Source organism: Trichococcus sp. (genome assembly GCF_049589555.1).
In the GTDB taxonomy this organism is placed as follows: Bacteria; Bacillota; Bacilli; order Lactobacillales; family Aerococcaceae; genus Trichococcus.
This window is the reverse complement of the sequence record NZ_JBAWAZ010000272.1, coordinates 1-16,744: the sequence shown is the minus strand read 5'-3', so window position 1 is coordinate 16,744 and position 16,744 is coordinate 1. Positions and strand designations below refer to the sequence as shown.

General features: G+C 48.8%; 16 protein-coding genes. 3 read left to right on the top strand and 13 right to left on the bottom strand.

What is annotated here, in order from left to right; all coding sequences use genetic code 11:
- Together WBV27_RS09910 and tnpA are read right to left on the bottom strand one after the other, a co-directional pair.
- Positions 1-808 (bottom strand): hypothetical protein (locus WBV27_RS09910; protein ID WP_424201650.1); only part of this gene is annotated, 808 nt, incomplete at its 3' end.
- A gap of 34 nt (positions 809-842) precedes the next feature.
- On the bottom strand, positions 843-1,253 hold the full coding sequence (tnpA, locus tag WBV27_RS09905) for an IS200/IS605 family transposase (RefSeq protein ID WP_424201652.1): 411 nt from the start codon (positions 1,251-1,253) through the stop codon (positions 843-845).
- 391 nt (positions 1,254-1,644) lie between these two features.
- On the opposite strand from tnpA, the gene WBV27_RS09900 reads away from it, so the two are divergent.
- The gene (locus WBV27_RS09900; protein WP_424201648.1) at positions 1,645-2,985 is read left to right on the top strand and encodes a DUF1576 domain-containing protein; all 1,341 of its coding nucleotides are present in this window, start codon (positions 1,645-1,647) and stop codon (positions 2,983-2,985) included.
- A gap of 84 nt (positions 2,986-3,069) precedes the next feature.
- Here WBV27_RS09900 and WBV27_RS09895 read toward each other — a convergent pair whose 3' ends face one another.
- Positions 3,070-3,810 (bottom strand): sulfite exporter TauE/SafE family protein, encoded by a 741-nt coding sequence (locus tag WBV27_RS09895; protein ID WP_424201646.1) that lies wholly within the window; start codon positions 3,808-3,810, stop codon positions 3,070-3,072.
- A gap of 437 nt (positions 3,811-4,247) precedes the next feature.
- Between WBV27_RS09895 and WBV27_RS09890 the strand changes: the two genes are divergently transcribed.
- Complete coding sequence (locus tag WBV27_RS09890) at positions 4,248-5,405, top strand: ROK family transcriptional regulator (RefSeq protein ID WP_424201644.1); 1,158 nt, start codon at positions 4,248-4,250, stop codon at positions 5,403-5,405.
- A 229-nt stretch (positions 5,406-5,634) separates the two neighbouring features.
- Entirely contained in the window at positions 5,635-6,873 is a 1,239-nt protein-coding gene (locus tag WBV27_RS09885) for an MFS transporter (RefSeq protein ID WP_424201642.1), read from the top strand.
- Positions 6,874-6,925: 52 nt separating this feature from the next.
- Here the strand turns inward: WBV27_RS09885 and WBV27_RS09880 are convergent, their stop codons facing one another.
- From WBV27_RS09880 to WBV27_RS09835, 10 genes are all read right to left on the bottom strand, one after another.
- Positions 6,926-8,116 (bottom strand): YcjF family protein, encoded by a 1,191-nt coding sequence (locus WBV27_RS09880; RefSeq protein WP_424201640.1) that lies wholly within the window; start codon positions 8,114-8,116, stop codon positions 6,926-6,928.
- Positions 8,117-8,165: 49 nt separating this feature from the next.
- Entirely contained in the window at positions 8,166-8,771 is a 606-nt protein-coding gene (locus tag WBV27_RS09875) for a TetR/AcrR family transcriptional regulator (protein WP_424201638.1), read from the bottom strand.
- A 214-nt stretch (positions 8,772-8,985) separates the two neighbouring features.
- Complete coding sequence (locus WBV27_RS09870; protein ID WP_424201636.1) at positions 8,986-9,684, bottom strand: zinc metallopeptidase; 699 nt, start codon at positions 9,682-9,684, stop codon at positions 8,986-8,988.
- Positions 9,685-10,043: 359 nt separating this feature from the next.
- On the bottom strand, positions 10,044-11,243 hold the full coding sequence (locus tag WBV27_RS09865) for a MalY/PatB family protein (RefSeq protein ID WP_424201634.1): 1,200 nt from the start codon (positions 11,241-11,243) through the stop codon (positions 10,044-10,046).
- A gap of 144 nt (positions 11,244-11,387) precedes the next feature.
- Positions 11,388-13,055, bottom strand: coding sequence for an FAD-dependent oxidoreductase (locus WBV27_RS09860; RefSeq protein WP_424201632.1), 1,668 nt, complete (start codon positions 13,053-13,055; stop codon positions 11,388-11,390).
- A 29-nt stretch (positions 13,056-13,084) separates the two neighbouring features.
- Positions 13,085-14,170 (bottom strand): ACR3 family arsenite efflux transporter, encoded by a 1,086-nt coding sequence (gene arsB, locus WBV27_RS09855; protein ID WP_424201630.1) that lies wholly within the window; start codon positions 14,168-14,170, stop codon positions 13,085-13,087.
- Positions 14,171-14,220: 50 nt separating this feature from the next.
- Positions 14,221-14,565, bottom strand: a complete 345-nt coding sequence (locus WBV27_RS09850; RefSeq protein ID WP_424201628.1) for an ArsR/SmtB family transcription factor — start codon at positions 14,563-14,565, stop codon at positions 14,221-14,223.
- Positions 14,566-14,664: 99 nt separating this feature from the next.
- Positions 14,665-15,255 carry an arsenic metallochaperone ArsD family protein gene (locus WBV27_RS09845; RefSeq protein WP_424201626.1) on the bottom strand — a complete coding sequence of 197 codons (591 nt, stop codon included), beginning with the start codon at positions 15,253-15,255 and terminating at the stop codon, positions 14,665-14,667.
- Positions 15,256-15,432: 177 nt separating this feature from the next.
- On the bottom strand, positions 15,433-15,666 hold the full coding sequence (locus WBV27_RS09840) for a thioredoxin family protein (protein ID WP_424201624.1): 234 nt from the start codon (positions 15,664-15,666) through the stop codon (positions 15,433-15,435).
- Between the two features lie 35 nt (positions 15,667-15,701).
- On the bottom strand, positions 15,702-16,706 hold the full coding sequence (locus tag WBV27_RS09835) for a permease (protein WP_424201622.1): 1,005 nt from the start codon (positions 16,704-16,706) through the stop codon (positions 15,702-15,704).
- Between the last annotated feature and the right edge of the window lie 38 nt (positions 16,707-16,744).

Here is a 16,744-nt window from a genome sequence, read left to right as displayed (position 1 = left end):
GGTCATAGGACGCTCCTTCTGGAAATAATTCCTTCAAGATGACGCCGTCATCACCTACCACCGCCACCGTAGAGGTGCCGATGTCGATGCCCACTTCCGCATTCGGAGCGGGTTTTCGGCGGGACATGCCTGTATTATTGTTGCGTTTCACTGGCGGGATACCTTCCAGCACCAGTTGCAGGAAGTACTGATTAACGCTCTTGAACGCCTTGCGTACGATGCGGCAATATTTCACCCGGTGCAAGGAAAGGGATTCCTGAACAAATAGGTCGTTGGTACGGATATTGACGGGCAGAATCAGCCCGTTCCACTCCAAACGGTCGCCTTTGAAGCGCATGCCCGAAGCGTTCGACTTGCCCTCCAACGATTCCATCTGTCCGAATTTTTTGAAGCGTACCTTTTTTCCTTTGCCATACAGAAGGGAGGACACACTTGTCCAGACCGTTGAAGCGATTTTCTGTGCTGTGAAGCTGTCGATATGCTTCTTGTACGCCTCGCGCATCCGTCCGATGTAGGCATGCAAAGCGTATTCCGTCATACCGAAGGTCTTTTGGATAGTTTGCAATTCCTTGTTGCACGCCGTCACACGTTTCTTGTCGTTTGCGTTGATGGCCAAGCGGCGTTCTGCCAGCACATCTTGGTATCGACGGTTCTTATACAACTCTGTTAGCTGCGTCCGCGCATGGTACAAGACCTTGTTATACAGTTTTTCAGCAATTTTGAAACGCTTATCCAGCACTGCTTGTTCATTTTGATGTGTAACAAGTCCCAGCTCTACGACGAATGAAGCTGTTTTGCTTTTAGCCATACGTGTTCCTCCTTTCTTGATGATTGCTTTGCATTTACTGGCGTTGTGAGGTCTTTTGGCTTTGGATGTATTGCTTAATCATTTCAAGCGGTGCCCCACCCACTGTGGAAACGAAATAGCTATTCGACCAAAGAGTGGGTAGCTTCGTCGTCAGTTCCTTAAACTCCTGTCTCAGCACGCGGGAAGAAACTCCCTTGATGCGTTTGACTGCTTTGTGAACCCCGAATTGTGGGTCTATATCCAATAGGAGGTGAACGTGGTCTGGCATGATCTCCATTTCCTGAATTTCGACGGATAGACCGGTGCACGTTTCTACAATGAGCTCCTTTAAGCGTGCCGCTACTGGTCCGACAAGGACCTTTCGCCGATATTTTGGACACCAGACAACATGGTAGGTACAAGAATAAACGATGTTATTATTTGATTTATATTTTTTATTTTCCATATATTGATTATACAGCGAATTCCCACATAACACAACTAAGTGCACGTCTTATATCCCCATAGCTAAAGCAAGGGGCTTTACGACGCTCTTTCGGTAAAACAATCCGGGCTGAATCGGTACAAAAGTGCAGCCTTTTTTCGACTGGACGCTGCCTTTTGGGCCAAATGTTCAGCGCAGATTGTTCCGTTTGTGTATTTCCTGTTGCAATATTAGTGGATTTTAGTAAAGTTGAAAATAAATATTGTGAGAGTCGCTCCGGCACTGTATAATTAAATGTAAGTTAACGTTTACATGAGTTTGTCAGCTTGGGGTCTAACAGTAGCGACAAACAGCAATTTCCATATTTTATTTTCATTAATCAGTTTCAACACTATAAGATTGGGGGACACTAATGATACAGAAAAGACAGCCTACTATGAGTGGCGCAGAGGAACTCTACGAGCGATTAAAATTTGGCTTATTGGCCGGCTTCGCCTTATTGATGGGCGGTGTGGCTTTCCTGTTCAACAGCCCACGCGAAATTTATGAAGGCAACCTCACCATCCTGGCCTCTCCGGCTAATCTCTTTACGGATTACATGGCGTTGACGAACGTCGGCGCGGCCTTGTTCAACGTTGCCTTGATGACGTTGCAGGCTCTTTGGATCGTCCGGATGGCGGATGCCAAGATTAACGGTCCGGTCATAGCCGGCATTTTGACGATTGCGGGATTCGCTTTTTTTGGCAAGAACTTATTCAATTCCATGCCGATCAGCATCGGTGCCTTCACATATGCAAGAGTCACAAAAGTACCGATGCACAAATCGTTGCTGGCCGCCCTTTTCGGGACAGCCTTGGCACCGCTGGTCAGTGAACTCTCCTTCAGCCTCGGCATCGGTCAACCCTATGGAGTGCTTCTGGGGCTGGGCGCCGGTTTCATTTCCGGCTTCCTGATTCCCCCACTGGCGCATCATTTCGTTACCTTCACAAGAGGATTCAGCCTCTATAACGTCGGCTTCACTTGCGGCATCATCGGAACGGTCTTCATCTCTTTGATGCGCAACTTCGGTTTCGAGATAAAAACAGCAAATATCCTTGCCAGCGGCTACAACGGCCCATTTTCGGTGATGCTCTATACATTGTTCAGCGGCATGTTCCTGCTTGGCTTGTGGCTCAACGGATGGAGTTTCAAAGGGTTGAAGCGGATCATGCGCCATTCGGGCCAATTGTCCACTGATTACCTGGAACTGGGCGGTTTGGGTGCAACGCTCATCAACATGTCTTTGCTGGGATTCCTGTCTACGACTTACATTCTGCTTATGGGTGGAGAAATCAACGGTCCCGTTTTGGGCGGAATCTTCACAGTCATAGGCTTTGGAGCCTTCGGGAAAAACGTCAAGAATGTCCTGCCGATTCTGATCGGGGTCACGCTGATGGGCCGACTCAACTATCAGGACAATCAGTCCACCATCGTCTTGATTTCGGCACTTTTCGGTACAACCTTGGCGCCTCTGGCCGGCCGCTACGGGAACATAGCGGGCATCATCGCCGGAGCCATGCATCTGACGTTGGTCATGAATATCGGCTATCTCCATGGCGGCGTCAACCTGTACAACAACGGCTTTTCGGGCGGACTCGTCGCTTCGATATTGGTTCCGATCCTGGAAGCTTTCCACCTTCACCGGGCCAACCAACGGGCTTTGCGTGGGCCAGTCGATCCGGCTGATGAAGTAGAAGTGGAACACCTTAAGTAGCAGAAATATTCAGCCAGTTTTTTAGGACTGCAAAAAGAGATGCCTAATGAAAGGATTTTACTCCCTTCATTAGGCATCTCTTTTTTAGATGAACAGACGGATCGCCGCAATCGCAGTCATGATCATGATGATGCGTTTATACCATACTTCGTTTATCTTCCTGACGAAAGTGATTCCCATCCAACTGCCTAATGCGATGAAAGGAATCATCAGCAACATGTACCTGAGCGTCCCCCAAGTGACGGTTCCCCACATAAAGATGTGGAAAGGCAACTTCACGATATTCATCACTAGGAAGAACCAGGCAGTCGTTCCGATCATCTTGTTTTTGGTTAGGTCCTGCGACAGCACATAGACATTGAATATGGGCCCTGCGGCATTCCCTACCATCGATGAAAATCCGCTGACAGCCCCCACCATCCAGTGGAAGATCGGATTTTTCGGAAGCGGCAAAACTCTTTTGGCCACCTCTCGGTAGACCAATAGCCCCAAGCAAATCAACACGACGATACCCAACAAGGATTTGAACTGCTTGTCATCGAGATAATTGCCCGCGATGGCTCCGCCGGCGATACCGATTACGGCTGCTGGCAACAATTTCAGGACGTCACTGAATTTACCCTGCTTGCCGTATTGAAAGATGGCGATCAGATCCCCCAGCATCAGCATGGGCAACATGATTCCGGCTGATGCCTTTCCTCCGAATAGGACGGCAACGAGCGCCACTGCCGGAATTGTCGCGCCTTGTATGCCTGTTTTGGAAAAACCGATGATGATCGCTGCGATGATCAACATCATCCATTCGATTCCGTTCAAACCCAACATTCTGTAAAAACCCCCTCCCACGATTCCTTTCATTTTACCGATTATCCCCAAAAATGACAATGACTCAGAGACCAGAATCCAGAAAACGCTTCATCCCTTTGTGTGCATGGAGAAAAAATGCGCGTAAATTGGGTTTGGCAGTCATCCAAACCTCGCAATTAACAGCAGAAAGTGGTAAAATGTAACCAAAGACGAATGCCCGCAATGACTGTTTTCCCCACCCATCGCTCTTCAACGAGCCCACTTTTGTCTTCATCATTTATGTAACCGCATTCAACACCGGTTTTCTGACGACTATACAGGGTATTTCCACCTCCGAGATGCTTTCTGGAACACGTACGACTCTGCTTCAAGATGGCCTTTCTTTGTATATTTTTCAGATCCATCACCTTTCTGCGCCCAAAACTCAAAAAAATTTGTAAAGGGTGTGACACACCATGATCGTCAACCGCAACACAATCAGGGAACAGAACGAGACCATCGTTTTGACAGCAATCATCAATCATCCTAATACTTCACGAGCGGCTATCTCTCATGATTCCGGACTCAATAAGGCAACCGTATCCGAAATTGTCAAAAAACTTCTTAAGGAAAAACTTGTCGTCGAACTCGGTACAGGTCAAAGTTCTGTCGTTGGCGGGAGAAAACCAGTGCTGTTGAAGGTGAATGCGAATGGCGGATACGCGATGAGTTTGACCATTACACAAACAAAGATTTCTTCTCTCGTCTGCAATCTTCAAGGCAGAATCGTTGCCCAGTACGATTTGGTCAGAAAAGTGGAGGCCAGCAATATCATCGACAGCATCGAGGAAGTGGTTATTTATCACAGGAAGAGCCTCACCAAGACGCCGTTCCGCTTCGTAGGTATTGTTGTGTCCATCGACGGCTTTGTGCATGAAGATGAGATAGTATCATCAACTAACAAAATGTTAGAGCATCTGACCGCCAAACATCTGGAGAGCGACGCCATCGACTGCCCGATCTTTCTGGAGAACCAGAATAATCTGGCGGTTATCGCCGAAGCTGTATTCGCCCACTCTCCAGGGAACATCATCAGTATCGATCTGGATGAAGGCATCGGTTCCGGAATCCTGTTGCAGAACCGGTTGTTCCGCAGCAAAAATAGCTTGGCCGGTAATCTGGGGCACACGATCCTCTATCCATTCGGGAAAGACTGCGACTGCGGCAAACAAGGCTGCCTGAACCAATATTGTTCAACCGCTGCTTTGATTGCGGAAATCAGGGACCTGAAGAAGGATCCCGCACTTCAGCTGGCCGATCTGATTGCCCTGTACAAAACCGACGATGAAGATGCCAAAAATGTAGTGGACCATCTCGTGCTGCATATGAGCATCGCAATCAGCAATGTTGTCAGCCTGCTCGATCCAGAAAAAGTCTATCTGAATGGGGAGCTTTTCCGTTCGTTACCGGAATGTGTGACCGCAATCCAAACGGAATTGAACCGAAAATCTGGGCACAACGTTCCAGTTAGTTTGTCCACACTGGGGAAAAACGGAGCACTTTTGGGTGGAATCGCATTGGCTCTTCAGCATTTCTTCCAGGTTCCGCAACTGCAGTTGCATTTTGAAGATTGAAATCTTCAGAAAATTTATGCGCCTCTTTCTGTCGTCACATCCTCACGGGTGTGACGATTTTTTTGACATTCTATTGCTTTTTGTTGATTATTAATATAATATTTTAAATAAAGAAACATGTATTCGGTTTCACGAAACGACATTCCATATTGTGGGATGCCTTTTTGTTATACGGAAATTCTGACATGGATCACATTTTATTTATTATGATGTAGAGAGGAACTGTTATATGACCTTACGCCACTATTTATCCTTTTTTTCTGCGGCCTTTTTGATCATGGCCATGTACATTGCCGGGAATGCGGTTGGTTTCTTCGTTGAGCCCATCACCGCGGAATTAGGTTTCACACGCAGTGCCTTTTCGCTTTACATCAGCCTGTCGACTTTGACAGGCGTCTTCGTACTTCCACTGATCGGACAATTCCTTCCCAAATTTGGCGCAAAGCGATTGCTGATCGGAGGAGGACTCTGGGTTTCGCTTGGATTTGTTTGGTTGGCATTCGCCACCCGTCTGTGGCAATTTTATCTGGGAGGTATTTTCCTAGGTTTGTTCATGATGCCGATCACCATGTTTCTGGCAATTTTATTGATCAACAATTGGTTCACGGCCAAAAAAGGATTGATGATGGGCTTGTTGAATGCCTCCGGGGGACTTGCGGGAGCCATCGTTTCGATGATCATGCCGACATTTCTGGATAATTTTGGTTGGCGCATGGGTTACTTTCTGATTGCAGGACTTTTCGCGCTCTTGACTGTACCGAATGCCCTCTTTTTGTTGGTGGAAAATCCCGGTGCCATCGGCCTGAACGCTTACGGGGATGAATTGTCCACTCAAACCCAAAGCAATCACCCTGTACATGATCTGTCCATATCTTATGAAGATGCCAAAAAGATGAAACCGTTTCACATCCTGTTCATAGGCATTTTCCTTTCCGCTTTCGGAGGCGGGATGATGCAACATTTGCCGGCGCACTTCAGCGGCATGGACTTCACATCTGCACAGGTCGGCTCGTTGTTCTCGCTCGTCATGGCCGGCATGATCATCGCCAACATTTCTGTGGGAGCCATCAATGACAAAATCGATTCCACCATCACCCTTACGGTTGTTGTTGTCTGCATGGTGATCGCCTTGTTCTTCCTTGCGACCACCCGCTCTTTCCTGGCCTTATCGATCGTCATGTTCATCCTAGCGTTCGGACTCGGCGGACCCGCTGTGCTGACCCCGTTGGTCGTGAGCGAAGTCTTCGGTATCGGGGATTACCCGCGTATCTGGTCCATCCTCGGCATGGCGCCTTCCATCGGGATGTCCATCTCAGGCCCGCTTTGGGGAGCCGTTTACGATGTGACCGGATCATATGCAATCGGGATGTATGCGATGATGGCGCTCAGCGTCATTTACGGCATCTGTTACCTTTTCGCACTGAAAAATGGCCCGTTAAAACAATCTCTTAACGCAACCGGCATCTAAAATCAGGTATGTTGAAAAAACGCACAGTCGGCTGACTGTGCGTTTTTGTGTTCTATTTTTTCAGCCATTTTTTCAAAGGATTGCTTTTCTTCAGGTTCTCCAGTACTTCTTTGACGTCCTGATCCTTGGTCCCCATTTTGAGGCGCTCCTGCATTTTTTCGCGCATCAGCGTCTCGATGTTGCTGAGATCAGGGTATTTGCCGTCTTTTTCCCCTTTGGCCACGACCGTCAGCACCTCGATGTAACTCATCGCCAAAGCGGTCGTCAGGACGGCAGCCGTAGCGCCGCTGATGACCCCTCCGACGATCGTTCCTGCGCCGGGAATCAGTTTCAGCAGGTTGGAGACGATGTACCTCCCCAGATAAGTGGCTCCCCCTGTTCCGCCGACAGCGCCGATCACACTGGTGATGGCGGCTTTATCCATCGAGATGCCGAAGATGGCGGTGATATGGGCTAACATGCCGATCTGCATCGGCACCAGCAGAGTCGCATCGGAAAAAGGGATCGGTGTGAAGCCAACGCCGAATGTGGTTGCGATGTATTTGGTCGCCCAACTTCGGGATGCTTTCGCTTTACGCGCGATATCCACCTGTTGGGCGTTGTTAAAAGCCTCTTTCGTCTCCTCCGGCAGCACCGCAAACGTACGCTCGATCAGTTCCTTCAATCCGCTTTGTGGAAGCACCAGTTCATCCGTGATGGTGTAGGGTTCCGCCATCACGGTCAGCACCCCAACAATCGGTAAGTTCAGGTTTTCGATGTATTTCTTCAGCTCATTCGCAGGCTGTCCGATCGATTGCGTCAGGACGACCAGCACCGGCAGCAAGCCGGAAAGTTCTTCCATGAAGGCAATCTCGGATTCCTCGATGCGGGAAGAATGCGCGTTGATGCAATAGTAGACCAAATGGATCGCCTTATCGGATCCTTCCTTTTGGCTTTTCTTGATGGCCTCGATGATTTCCTTCTTAACTTCGGTTTGGATCGGATGTCCCAATTCCAGTCCGCGCGTATCATACAGCACGATCGGCATGCCTTCCTTCGCGATCCGACGCAGATGCTTCGTGACGGGTTTCCCGATGCCGGTCTCAGCCATCCGTTCCCGGAAGACATTGTTGATCAGCGTGCTTTTCCCGACACCCGTCTTCCCCGCCAGCAGGATATTGACGGGGTGCATGTTTTCCACTTCTTCTTTTGTCTTGTTCAGTATCTCCTGGACCACATTCAAATCAAGGTTGCCTCTTCCCATGATGTTTCCCCCTTTCGCTCGACCGCAAATATACTTTATTATAGAACGATCACGTTCCTCTGGTTATTTCCACCACGCTTTGGGAAATGAAATAATACCCATACTCGCCCATCCGTTCCGGCGAGTCTTTCATGCCGTTCGTCACCCATGAGTAAATCATCCCTTGATAGGCGAAGGAAACGGCGGTAATCCAGTGTTCATAAGGTATGACGGTTTTTTTCGACCGGATCTGTTCCTCCAACTGTCCCCTCAGATAGGTGTTGAATTTGAGCGAAAAGGAATAGCTGCTTCTCCCATTGAAAAGAACACTGAAGAAACGTTCATTTTCTTTGATGTAGCTGAAGATGTCCGTGAACGCCTCAACCGTTACTTGCCTGAATTCTATTTCTGCTGTATCGGACAAAACCGTTTTTGTGATGGCTTTCCCTCTGTCCTGGAGTTCCAGGATCAGCGCATCGATATTTTTCTCCAACAGATCATGCTTGTCTACATAATGCAGGTAAAAAGTTCCCCGATTCACTTTTGCACGCTGGGTAAGCTCCCTTACCGTCACTTCTTCGATGGATTTTTCTTCCAGCAACGTTATCAACGCCTGCAGAAGGTTTTTCTTTGTGGCTATGACACGCTTGTCTTGTGATTGTTTATCCAGCTTCATTGATTGCTCCTACTTCCAGAGTTTGATTTGGAACTCTTTCTTGATATAGACTTCCAAAATGCTAACATGATTATAGTATAGCCACCCCAAGATAACAAGTTTAATGGCCGCCTTTCAGGGGATCAAGCACAGCAAAAAAAAGCTGCTCTGGTCCGTTGGAATGGACCGAAGCAGCTTTTTCGGATGGAAGGCGGACTGATCGCGCTCCTGTTGGTTAATCGTCGTTGTTTCCGCCGCCGAAAAGCAACAGCAGACGGAGCAGTTGCAGGAAGCTCATGAAGGCCGCCGCGACATACGTCATGGCTGCTGCGACAAGAACTTTGCGGGCTTTCGGCACTTCTTGCGCATTCAGGATGCCGCCGTTCGAAAGGATCTTCAGCGCGCGGCCGGATGCATTGAACTCGACAGGCAATGTGACCACTTGGAAGAGGAAACTGAACGAGAAGAAAAGGATCCCCAAATTGAGGAACGTCTGGTTCATGCCTGCGAACACGCCGATCATGATCATCGGCATGGAAAGCGTCTGGCCTAAATTGGCGGCCGGGACCAAACCGGCGCGCAAGCGCAACGGAATGTAATTCTTTTGGTCCTGGATTGCGTGACCGACTTCATGGGCAGCGACGCCGATGGCCGCGACCGAAGTCGAGTTGGCTGTCGTGTCGGAAAGGCGCAGCACTTTGGCGCGCGAGTCATAGTGGTCCGTCAGATCTCCGCGGACGCGCTCGATCTGCACATCATGGATGCCCGATTGCTCCAGGATGAAGCGTGCTGCATCCGTAGCGGTGTATCCGTTCTGGCTTTTCACTTGGTTATAGGTATTGAAGGTACGTTTGACGAATCCCGAAGCAATCATGGAAACCACGATACCGAGGATGATCAATATATAGGTGCTATCGAAGAATGGATACAACATGTCTCATCAACCTTTCTTTTAGTTACTCTACAGTATAGCATCCGATTGTGAAGAAAGGATGAAGGATGCTTACGTTGGTTTAATTTTAAATAATTCTTTAGATATTCGTTATTTTCGAAATTGGATTCCGGTTGGCCGGAGGAAATCAGCTGGAGCGCTCTCCTGCTCCGGTGAGGGATTCGCCCACGGGAGGACGCCGCTGAATTTCGTGCTCAGCTCCGGCCAGGCTGCGCTCATCGGAGGACACATCAGGAATGTTGGCTGAACTACGGCCAAGCCTCCGCTCACCGGAGCAGCGCGCTGCTGCTCGTGGGTTTTCACCAAACCAAAGGCTGCCTCGAACGAGACAGCCCAGTTCACTATTGATTTTGTTTCCGGTATTTTTGCATGACTGTGACCAGGCGTTCCATCGCTTCCATCAGCGTTTTCGTTGGAGCACCCAGGCTGATTCTTTCGTATCCGCGACCTTCATCCCCGAAGATGTAGCCTTCATCCAGGAACACTTGCGCCTCCTGCTCCGTGATTTCTTCCAATTGCTTGTGCGACAAACCGAAGGCACTGAAATCCATCCATTGCAGGTAGGTGCCTTCCAGATCGAAGACAGTCACTTCCGGCAGTTCCTTCGCCAGGAAATCCTTTAGCGTTTCGTGATTATGCCAGATCAAAGCTTTGAATTCTTCAAGCCAGTCCTCGGCTGCCGTGTAGGCGATCTCTGTCGCCTTCAAGCCGATAACATTGGTTCCTCCACCTATCCCAGTTATTTCCATATCCATCTTGAAAGCTGTGTGGAGCTTTGGATTCGAAATGATGACGTTGGAATTGCGCAGGCCCGCGATATTGAAGGACTTGCTGGCGGCGGTTGCCGTGATGCAGATGTCCGCTGCTGCTTCCGATATGGCTGCCATCGGCGTGAAGACATGCCCGGGCATGATCAGATCGTGGTGGATTTCATCCGCCAAAATCACGACATCATTGGCGGCGCAGATATCAACGACTTTCGCCAGTTCCGCTTTGGTCCAGACGCGGCCGACAGGATTATGCGGGTTGCTGAACAGCATCAGTTTGATGTTCGGATCTTTGGCTTTCTCGGCCAAACCTTCAAAATCGATTTCATAGCGATCGCCATTGCGGACCAACGAATTGTTGATGAGCGTCCGTTTCGTGTTCTTGATCGACTTCATGAACGGATAATAGACCGGCCCCATGTAGAGGACGCCGTCGCCCGGCTCGGTGTATGCCCGGATAGCGGAATAGAACGCCGCGATGATGCCCGGTGTGCAGATGATCCATTCCTGCTTGATTTTCCAATCATGGCGGTTCCCCATCCAATTGATGATTGCCCGGTAATAGTCTTCGGTCGGCAGATCATAGCCCATCACGGCTGTTTCGATATATTCCTGCAGTCCTTTGACGATCTCAGGTGCTGTCTTTATGTCCAAATCCGCTACAGAAAAAGGATATACATCCTTCCCCACATTCGGATTATTTCTGTACATGGCTGCCCATTTTTCGGACCCGGTGTTGCTCCGATTGACGGGTGTTTCGAAATCATAATTCATCTACTCATCCTCCAAACATTTGACTTACTTTTCATTCTATCACTCGTTTTGACAATTGCCACCCCTAATCAGATTTTAATCCAAAAAAATGGAGAACCCGTTTCGGATCCTCCATTATTCTCACGTACATTCAGAGACTCATCTTCAGCTTTTTCTCTTCAGCATTTTGAGGTAACTTTGATAATTTTTGTTGCCGCCGGAAAGGTTGTAGACTTCCTGGAAACCTAAGTTGATCAAGACATTCTGAGCGGCATTTCCGGTCACGCCTTTGTTGCAGTAGGTTACTGTCGGGATATCTTTGGAAAGCTCACCTGCGCGTGCACGCAGTTCCCCTAACGGAATGTGGATTGCATCTTGGACGTGGCCCTTCTCGAAGTCCTTGGCGGAACGCGTGTCGACCACTTGGATAGATTCGCCTTTATGTTGCGTTTCGACCAATTGGGCCGGCGTCATCAAAGGATTTCCGTGCAAGGCGTTATCCAAAGCCATGCCTGTATAAAGGATAGGGTCTTTTGTTGTTGCGAACGGCGGAGCATACGCCAGATCGAGATGGAACAGATCTTCCGCTTTTGCCTTGAAGGTGATGGCCGTGGCAAGGACATCGATCCGTTTGTCCACACCTTGCGTTCCTAAAATTTGCGCGCCCAAAACGCGTCCGGTCGCTTTATCAGCCAATGCCTTGATGATCAGTTCCTTGCCGCCAAGGTATTCGGCGTGGTCCGGTTTGATGTTGTAAAGGACTTCCACGGAATAACCGGCTGCCTTCGCTTCTCTTTCGGTCATGCCTGTCTGGCCGACATGCAGATTGAATACGCGGAAGATGCCGGTACCCAGCACCCCGCGGTGTTCCAGATTCCCGCCTGTAATCACGTCTCCAGCTATCCGTCCCATTTTATTGGCCGTAGAGCCCAATGGACGGTAGATCGGTTTGCCTGTGATGACCGAGAAGCTTTCGGCGACGTCTCCGACCGCATAAACATCCGGGATGTTCGTCTGCATTTTGCTGTTGACGGCAACTGCACCCGTCGCTCCGATCGTGACGCCGATTTCCTTCGGCAGTTGGATATTCGGACGCACGCCGGCAGCCAGGATGACGATATCCGTTTCGATGGTGGCGCCTTTTGTCGTCACCACTTTTTTGACGGTCCCCTTACCTTCGATGGTCTTGACCGTATCCCCGAGGTGCAGATGCACCCCATTTGCCATCAGCACTTCTTCCACCCGGAAAGCCATATCCGCATCCATCGGCGGCATCACTTGATTTTCCAACTGAACGATGGTGACATCCCACCCTTTTTGCACAAGCTGCTCGGTCATCTCCAGACCGATGAACCCGGCACCGATGATCAGCGCTTTTTTGGGTTGATTCGCTTCCGAATAACTTTCAATGTCACGAAGATCCTGGATGTTGCGGACATGGAAGACATTGTCGTATGCACCCTGATCGAACGGTGGTGGCGTAAGCGGCGCCGCACCTGTCGCGAAAACTAACACATCATAAGCGTCCTCTTTAATTTCGCCGGTCGTCAGATCTTTAACTTGAATCTTTTTGGCTTCATGATCCACTTTCGTCACTTTGTGTTCCGTAAAGATGGAGACATCATATCTCTTTTTGAACCATTTCGCATCCCGCGGCGTCAGGCGATCCACTGAATCGACTTCCCCACCGATTTTGTAGGGGATACCGCAGACAGAATAGGAAATATCCTTCCCTTGGTCATAGACGACTATTTCCGCTTCCTCAGTGTTTCTGCGCGCTTTGGCCGCAACGGAGGTACCCGCCGCTACCGAACCGATTACGATGATTTTCATAATAAATTCTCCTTTTCAGTTAAAGTGGCTTATTTTACCGTTTTTACAGGATTCACTACACTATTTTCTTTTCCAGGAAACCAATGTCTTGTCGAATTGGCAATTTTCACCAAAATCAGCATCACCGGCACTTCAGTCAAGACACCCACAACCGTCGCCAATGCTGCTGGAGAATCCATTCCGAACAACGCGATGGCAACCGCGACCGATAATTCAAAAAAGTTCGATGCGCCGATCATCCCGGCCGGTGCAGCAATATTATATGGAAGCTTCAGAGCTTTGCTTGCAAGATAGGCAATGAAGAAAATCAGGAATGTCTGCAGGATCAAAGGCACCGCGATCATCAAAATGTGCAACGGGTTCTCCAGAATGACCTCTCCTTGGAAAGAGAACAGCAAGACCAGCATCAACAACAGCCCTGCAGTGGTCGCACCGTCAAATTTCGAAAGAAAATCCTTCTCGAAATAAGCGACGCCTTTTTTCTTTGTGACGAAGATCCGCGTCAAAACGCCACCGACCAACGGAATCACGACAAACAACACAACGGACAAGATCAAGGTGTCCCAAGGAACCGTAACGTTGCTGACGCCCAATAAGAATTTGACGATTGGAATGAAGGCTACCAGAATGATCAGATCATTGGTCGCAACCTGAACGACAGTGTACGCCGGATTGCCTTTTGTCAATTGGCTCCAGACAAACACCATGGCCGTACACGGGGCAGCTCCCAAGAGGATCGCACCGGCCAAGTACTCCGTCGCCAACTCGGGCGTAATGAAATTCTTGAAGACGACAAAGAAGAAAAAAGCGGAAATGGCGTACATGGTGAAAGGTTTGATCAGCCAGTTCACTACCCAAGTGACATAAAGCCCTTTCGGATTTTTCCCGACGTCCCGGACGCTTTGGAAATCTACCTTCATCATCATCGGGTAGATCATGACCCATATCAGCACGGCCGTTGGGATCGAGACGTTCGCATATTCAAATTTCCCGAAGAATTCAGGTATGGCCGGCAGATATTTTCCGACCAGAACCCCCACCACCATACAGATTGCTACCCAGACACTCAAATATTTATTGAAGAACGAAATGCTTGATTGCTCTTTTCCACTCATTTTATTATACCTCCATTTATAGTTTTGCGCTCTTTATAGCATTCCTTGCGTCATTTGATCTTTTCTTTTTCTTCTGTTGCGCACACAGATTTTGACCGTACAGGTTCACAGATGCAGGCCGGTGTATTAGCCATCAGTTCCGCTGTATCTATCTTGAATTTTTCGAAAGCGTCTTTATTCAGATCGTAATAATGCCACGTGCCGGATTTTTCCGTCGTCACCAGTCCCGCCTTTACCAACAGATTGATGTGATGGGACAAAGTTGGCTGGGTAAAATCGAAATGTTCCAGTATGTCGCAGGCACACATGGCCCCGCAGGAAAGCATATCGACAATTTTAACGCGCTTCGGGTCGGCCAAAGCCTTTGCGATTTTTGCATAATTTTCATAATCCATGATTGCTGAAGCCCCTTTTTATATAGACGTTTTTCTATCTATCGCGGAAAAAGAAACTCGAGCCGGGGTATCCCGAGACACGAGTATTCTTTATTTTTGCTAGCAACAGCCGCCCTGCCCACAACCGCATGAGCCCTTAGTCGCTGTCTCAGCTTCCTCATGATGGTGGTGATGGTGTCCATGACCGCCGCAACAAGATTCTTTTGCTTGAGTTGTTTCTTCCTGATGATGATGATGGCCCTGTCCACCGCAGCCACAGCCGCCTTTTTCGCCATTGCCGCCGCAGCAGCCTGATTCTTCTTTTTCTGCTTTTTCTGCTTCTTCTGCTTCGGCAAATTCCTCCGAACCGCCACAACCACAGCCTCCGCAACCACAAGAGCCTTCGGTGTCTTCAATGAAGCGGACGCCGATATAGCTGGTTATTTCATCGTTGGTCGGGTAGCCTCCACTTTTAACGATTTCTCCATCCACAACAGTGATCGGCAAGACGCTATTGCCTTCCGCCTCGATTTTTTCTTTTACGGACTTGTTGAGCGTGAATTGATCCGCATCATCGGTCAAATTAAAAAGCAATGCCTCGTAATTCTCCAAGCCTTCCAAAGCCTCCATTACTGCTGCAATGCGCAGGGCATCCTGGCTGCTGAACAAGCTGCTGCTTGTTTCCGGTTCAAAAATAGTGATGTTTGTCATTTTTTGTGTCTCCTCATTCTCATTCTATCTAAAGGTGAATCCTGTATTGATTTCATTAAAATATTGGTACTCTTATAATATAGATTTTCTTCTATTTATAGTCAATGCTGAATTCAACAAGAAACAAAAAAAGTGCGGGGAAGAGAAACATTTATCCCCGCACTTTTGATAACTTGCTTATTTTTTCAACAATTCTGTGATTTCTTCCGCACTGGCGACTTTACCGTAGGAGACGACTTTCTCGTCGATGACCAATCCCGGTGTGCGCATGATGCCGTATTTCGCGATGTCTTTCATGTCGGTCACTTTTGTGATGGTTGCTTCCATCCCCAGTTCCTTCAATGCCTCTTCCGTGTTCTTAGCCAAATTCACGCAATTTTTGCAGCCTATACCCAAAATTTTGATTTCCATGATGATTTTCCTCCTGCTTATTATTTTTTATTTGATTACATAAAAATAGGTCCCAAGAAATTGAACACATAGCCGATGATGACGATGCCGACAGCCACGATTCCGAAGAAGAGGCCCAACAGTTTCGGTTTGACGACCTGCTTCAGCATGACCATCGACGGCAAGGACAATGCCGTTACGCCCATCATGAAGGAAAGCACGGTTCCCAATCCGACACCTTTTGCGACAAGCGCTTCGGAAATGGGCAGCGTCCCAAAAATATCCGCGTACATCGGAATGCCGACGAAAGTCGCCACCAATACCGAATACCATTTATCCTGACCCAACAGAGCCGTTATGACGGATTCGGGAATCCAGTTGTGGATGGCCGCCCCGATGCCGACCCCAAGAAGAACGTACAGCCATACTTTCTGGACGACTTCCTTCACTTGATCCACCGCATAATCGACACGGTCCTTCCTGGTCAACTCGGCTTCTTCCAGTTCAACAGTCGGGCTGCCGAAAACAAAGGACTCGACCTGATCCTCCAGATGCGCTTTCCCGATGAAGGTTCCGCCTACAACCGCAAGGATCAAACCCACAACGACATACGCGATGGCAATCTTCCAGTTGAAGATGCTGGCCAAAAGGATGATGGATGCCAGATCGACCAATGGCGAAGAGATCAGGAACGAAAACGTCACACCCAACGGCAGTCCCGATCCGGTGAACCCGATGAAAAGCGGAATCGAAGAACAAGAACAGAATGGTGTAATCGTCCCAAGCAACGCCGCCAGAATATTGGCGGTGATGCCATCAAAGCGTCCCAAGATTTTCTTCGTCCGCTCAGGCGGGAAGAAGCTTTGCACGTAAGAAATGCCGAAAATCAGCACCGACAACAGGATGAAGATTTTGATGACGTCGTAGATGAAGAAATGGATGCTGGCGCCTACCCTGCCGGCGAGGTCCAATCCGAAGACATCCCGGACAAGCACAGCGACCAAATCGCTGAGCCACTGCATTTTTAATAACTGATCATTTAACCATTGAAAAATTCCCATGATGAACTGCACCTTCTATTTTGTATTTTTCCACATAA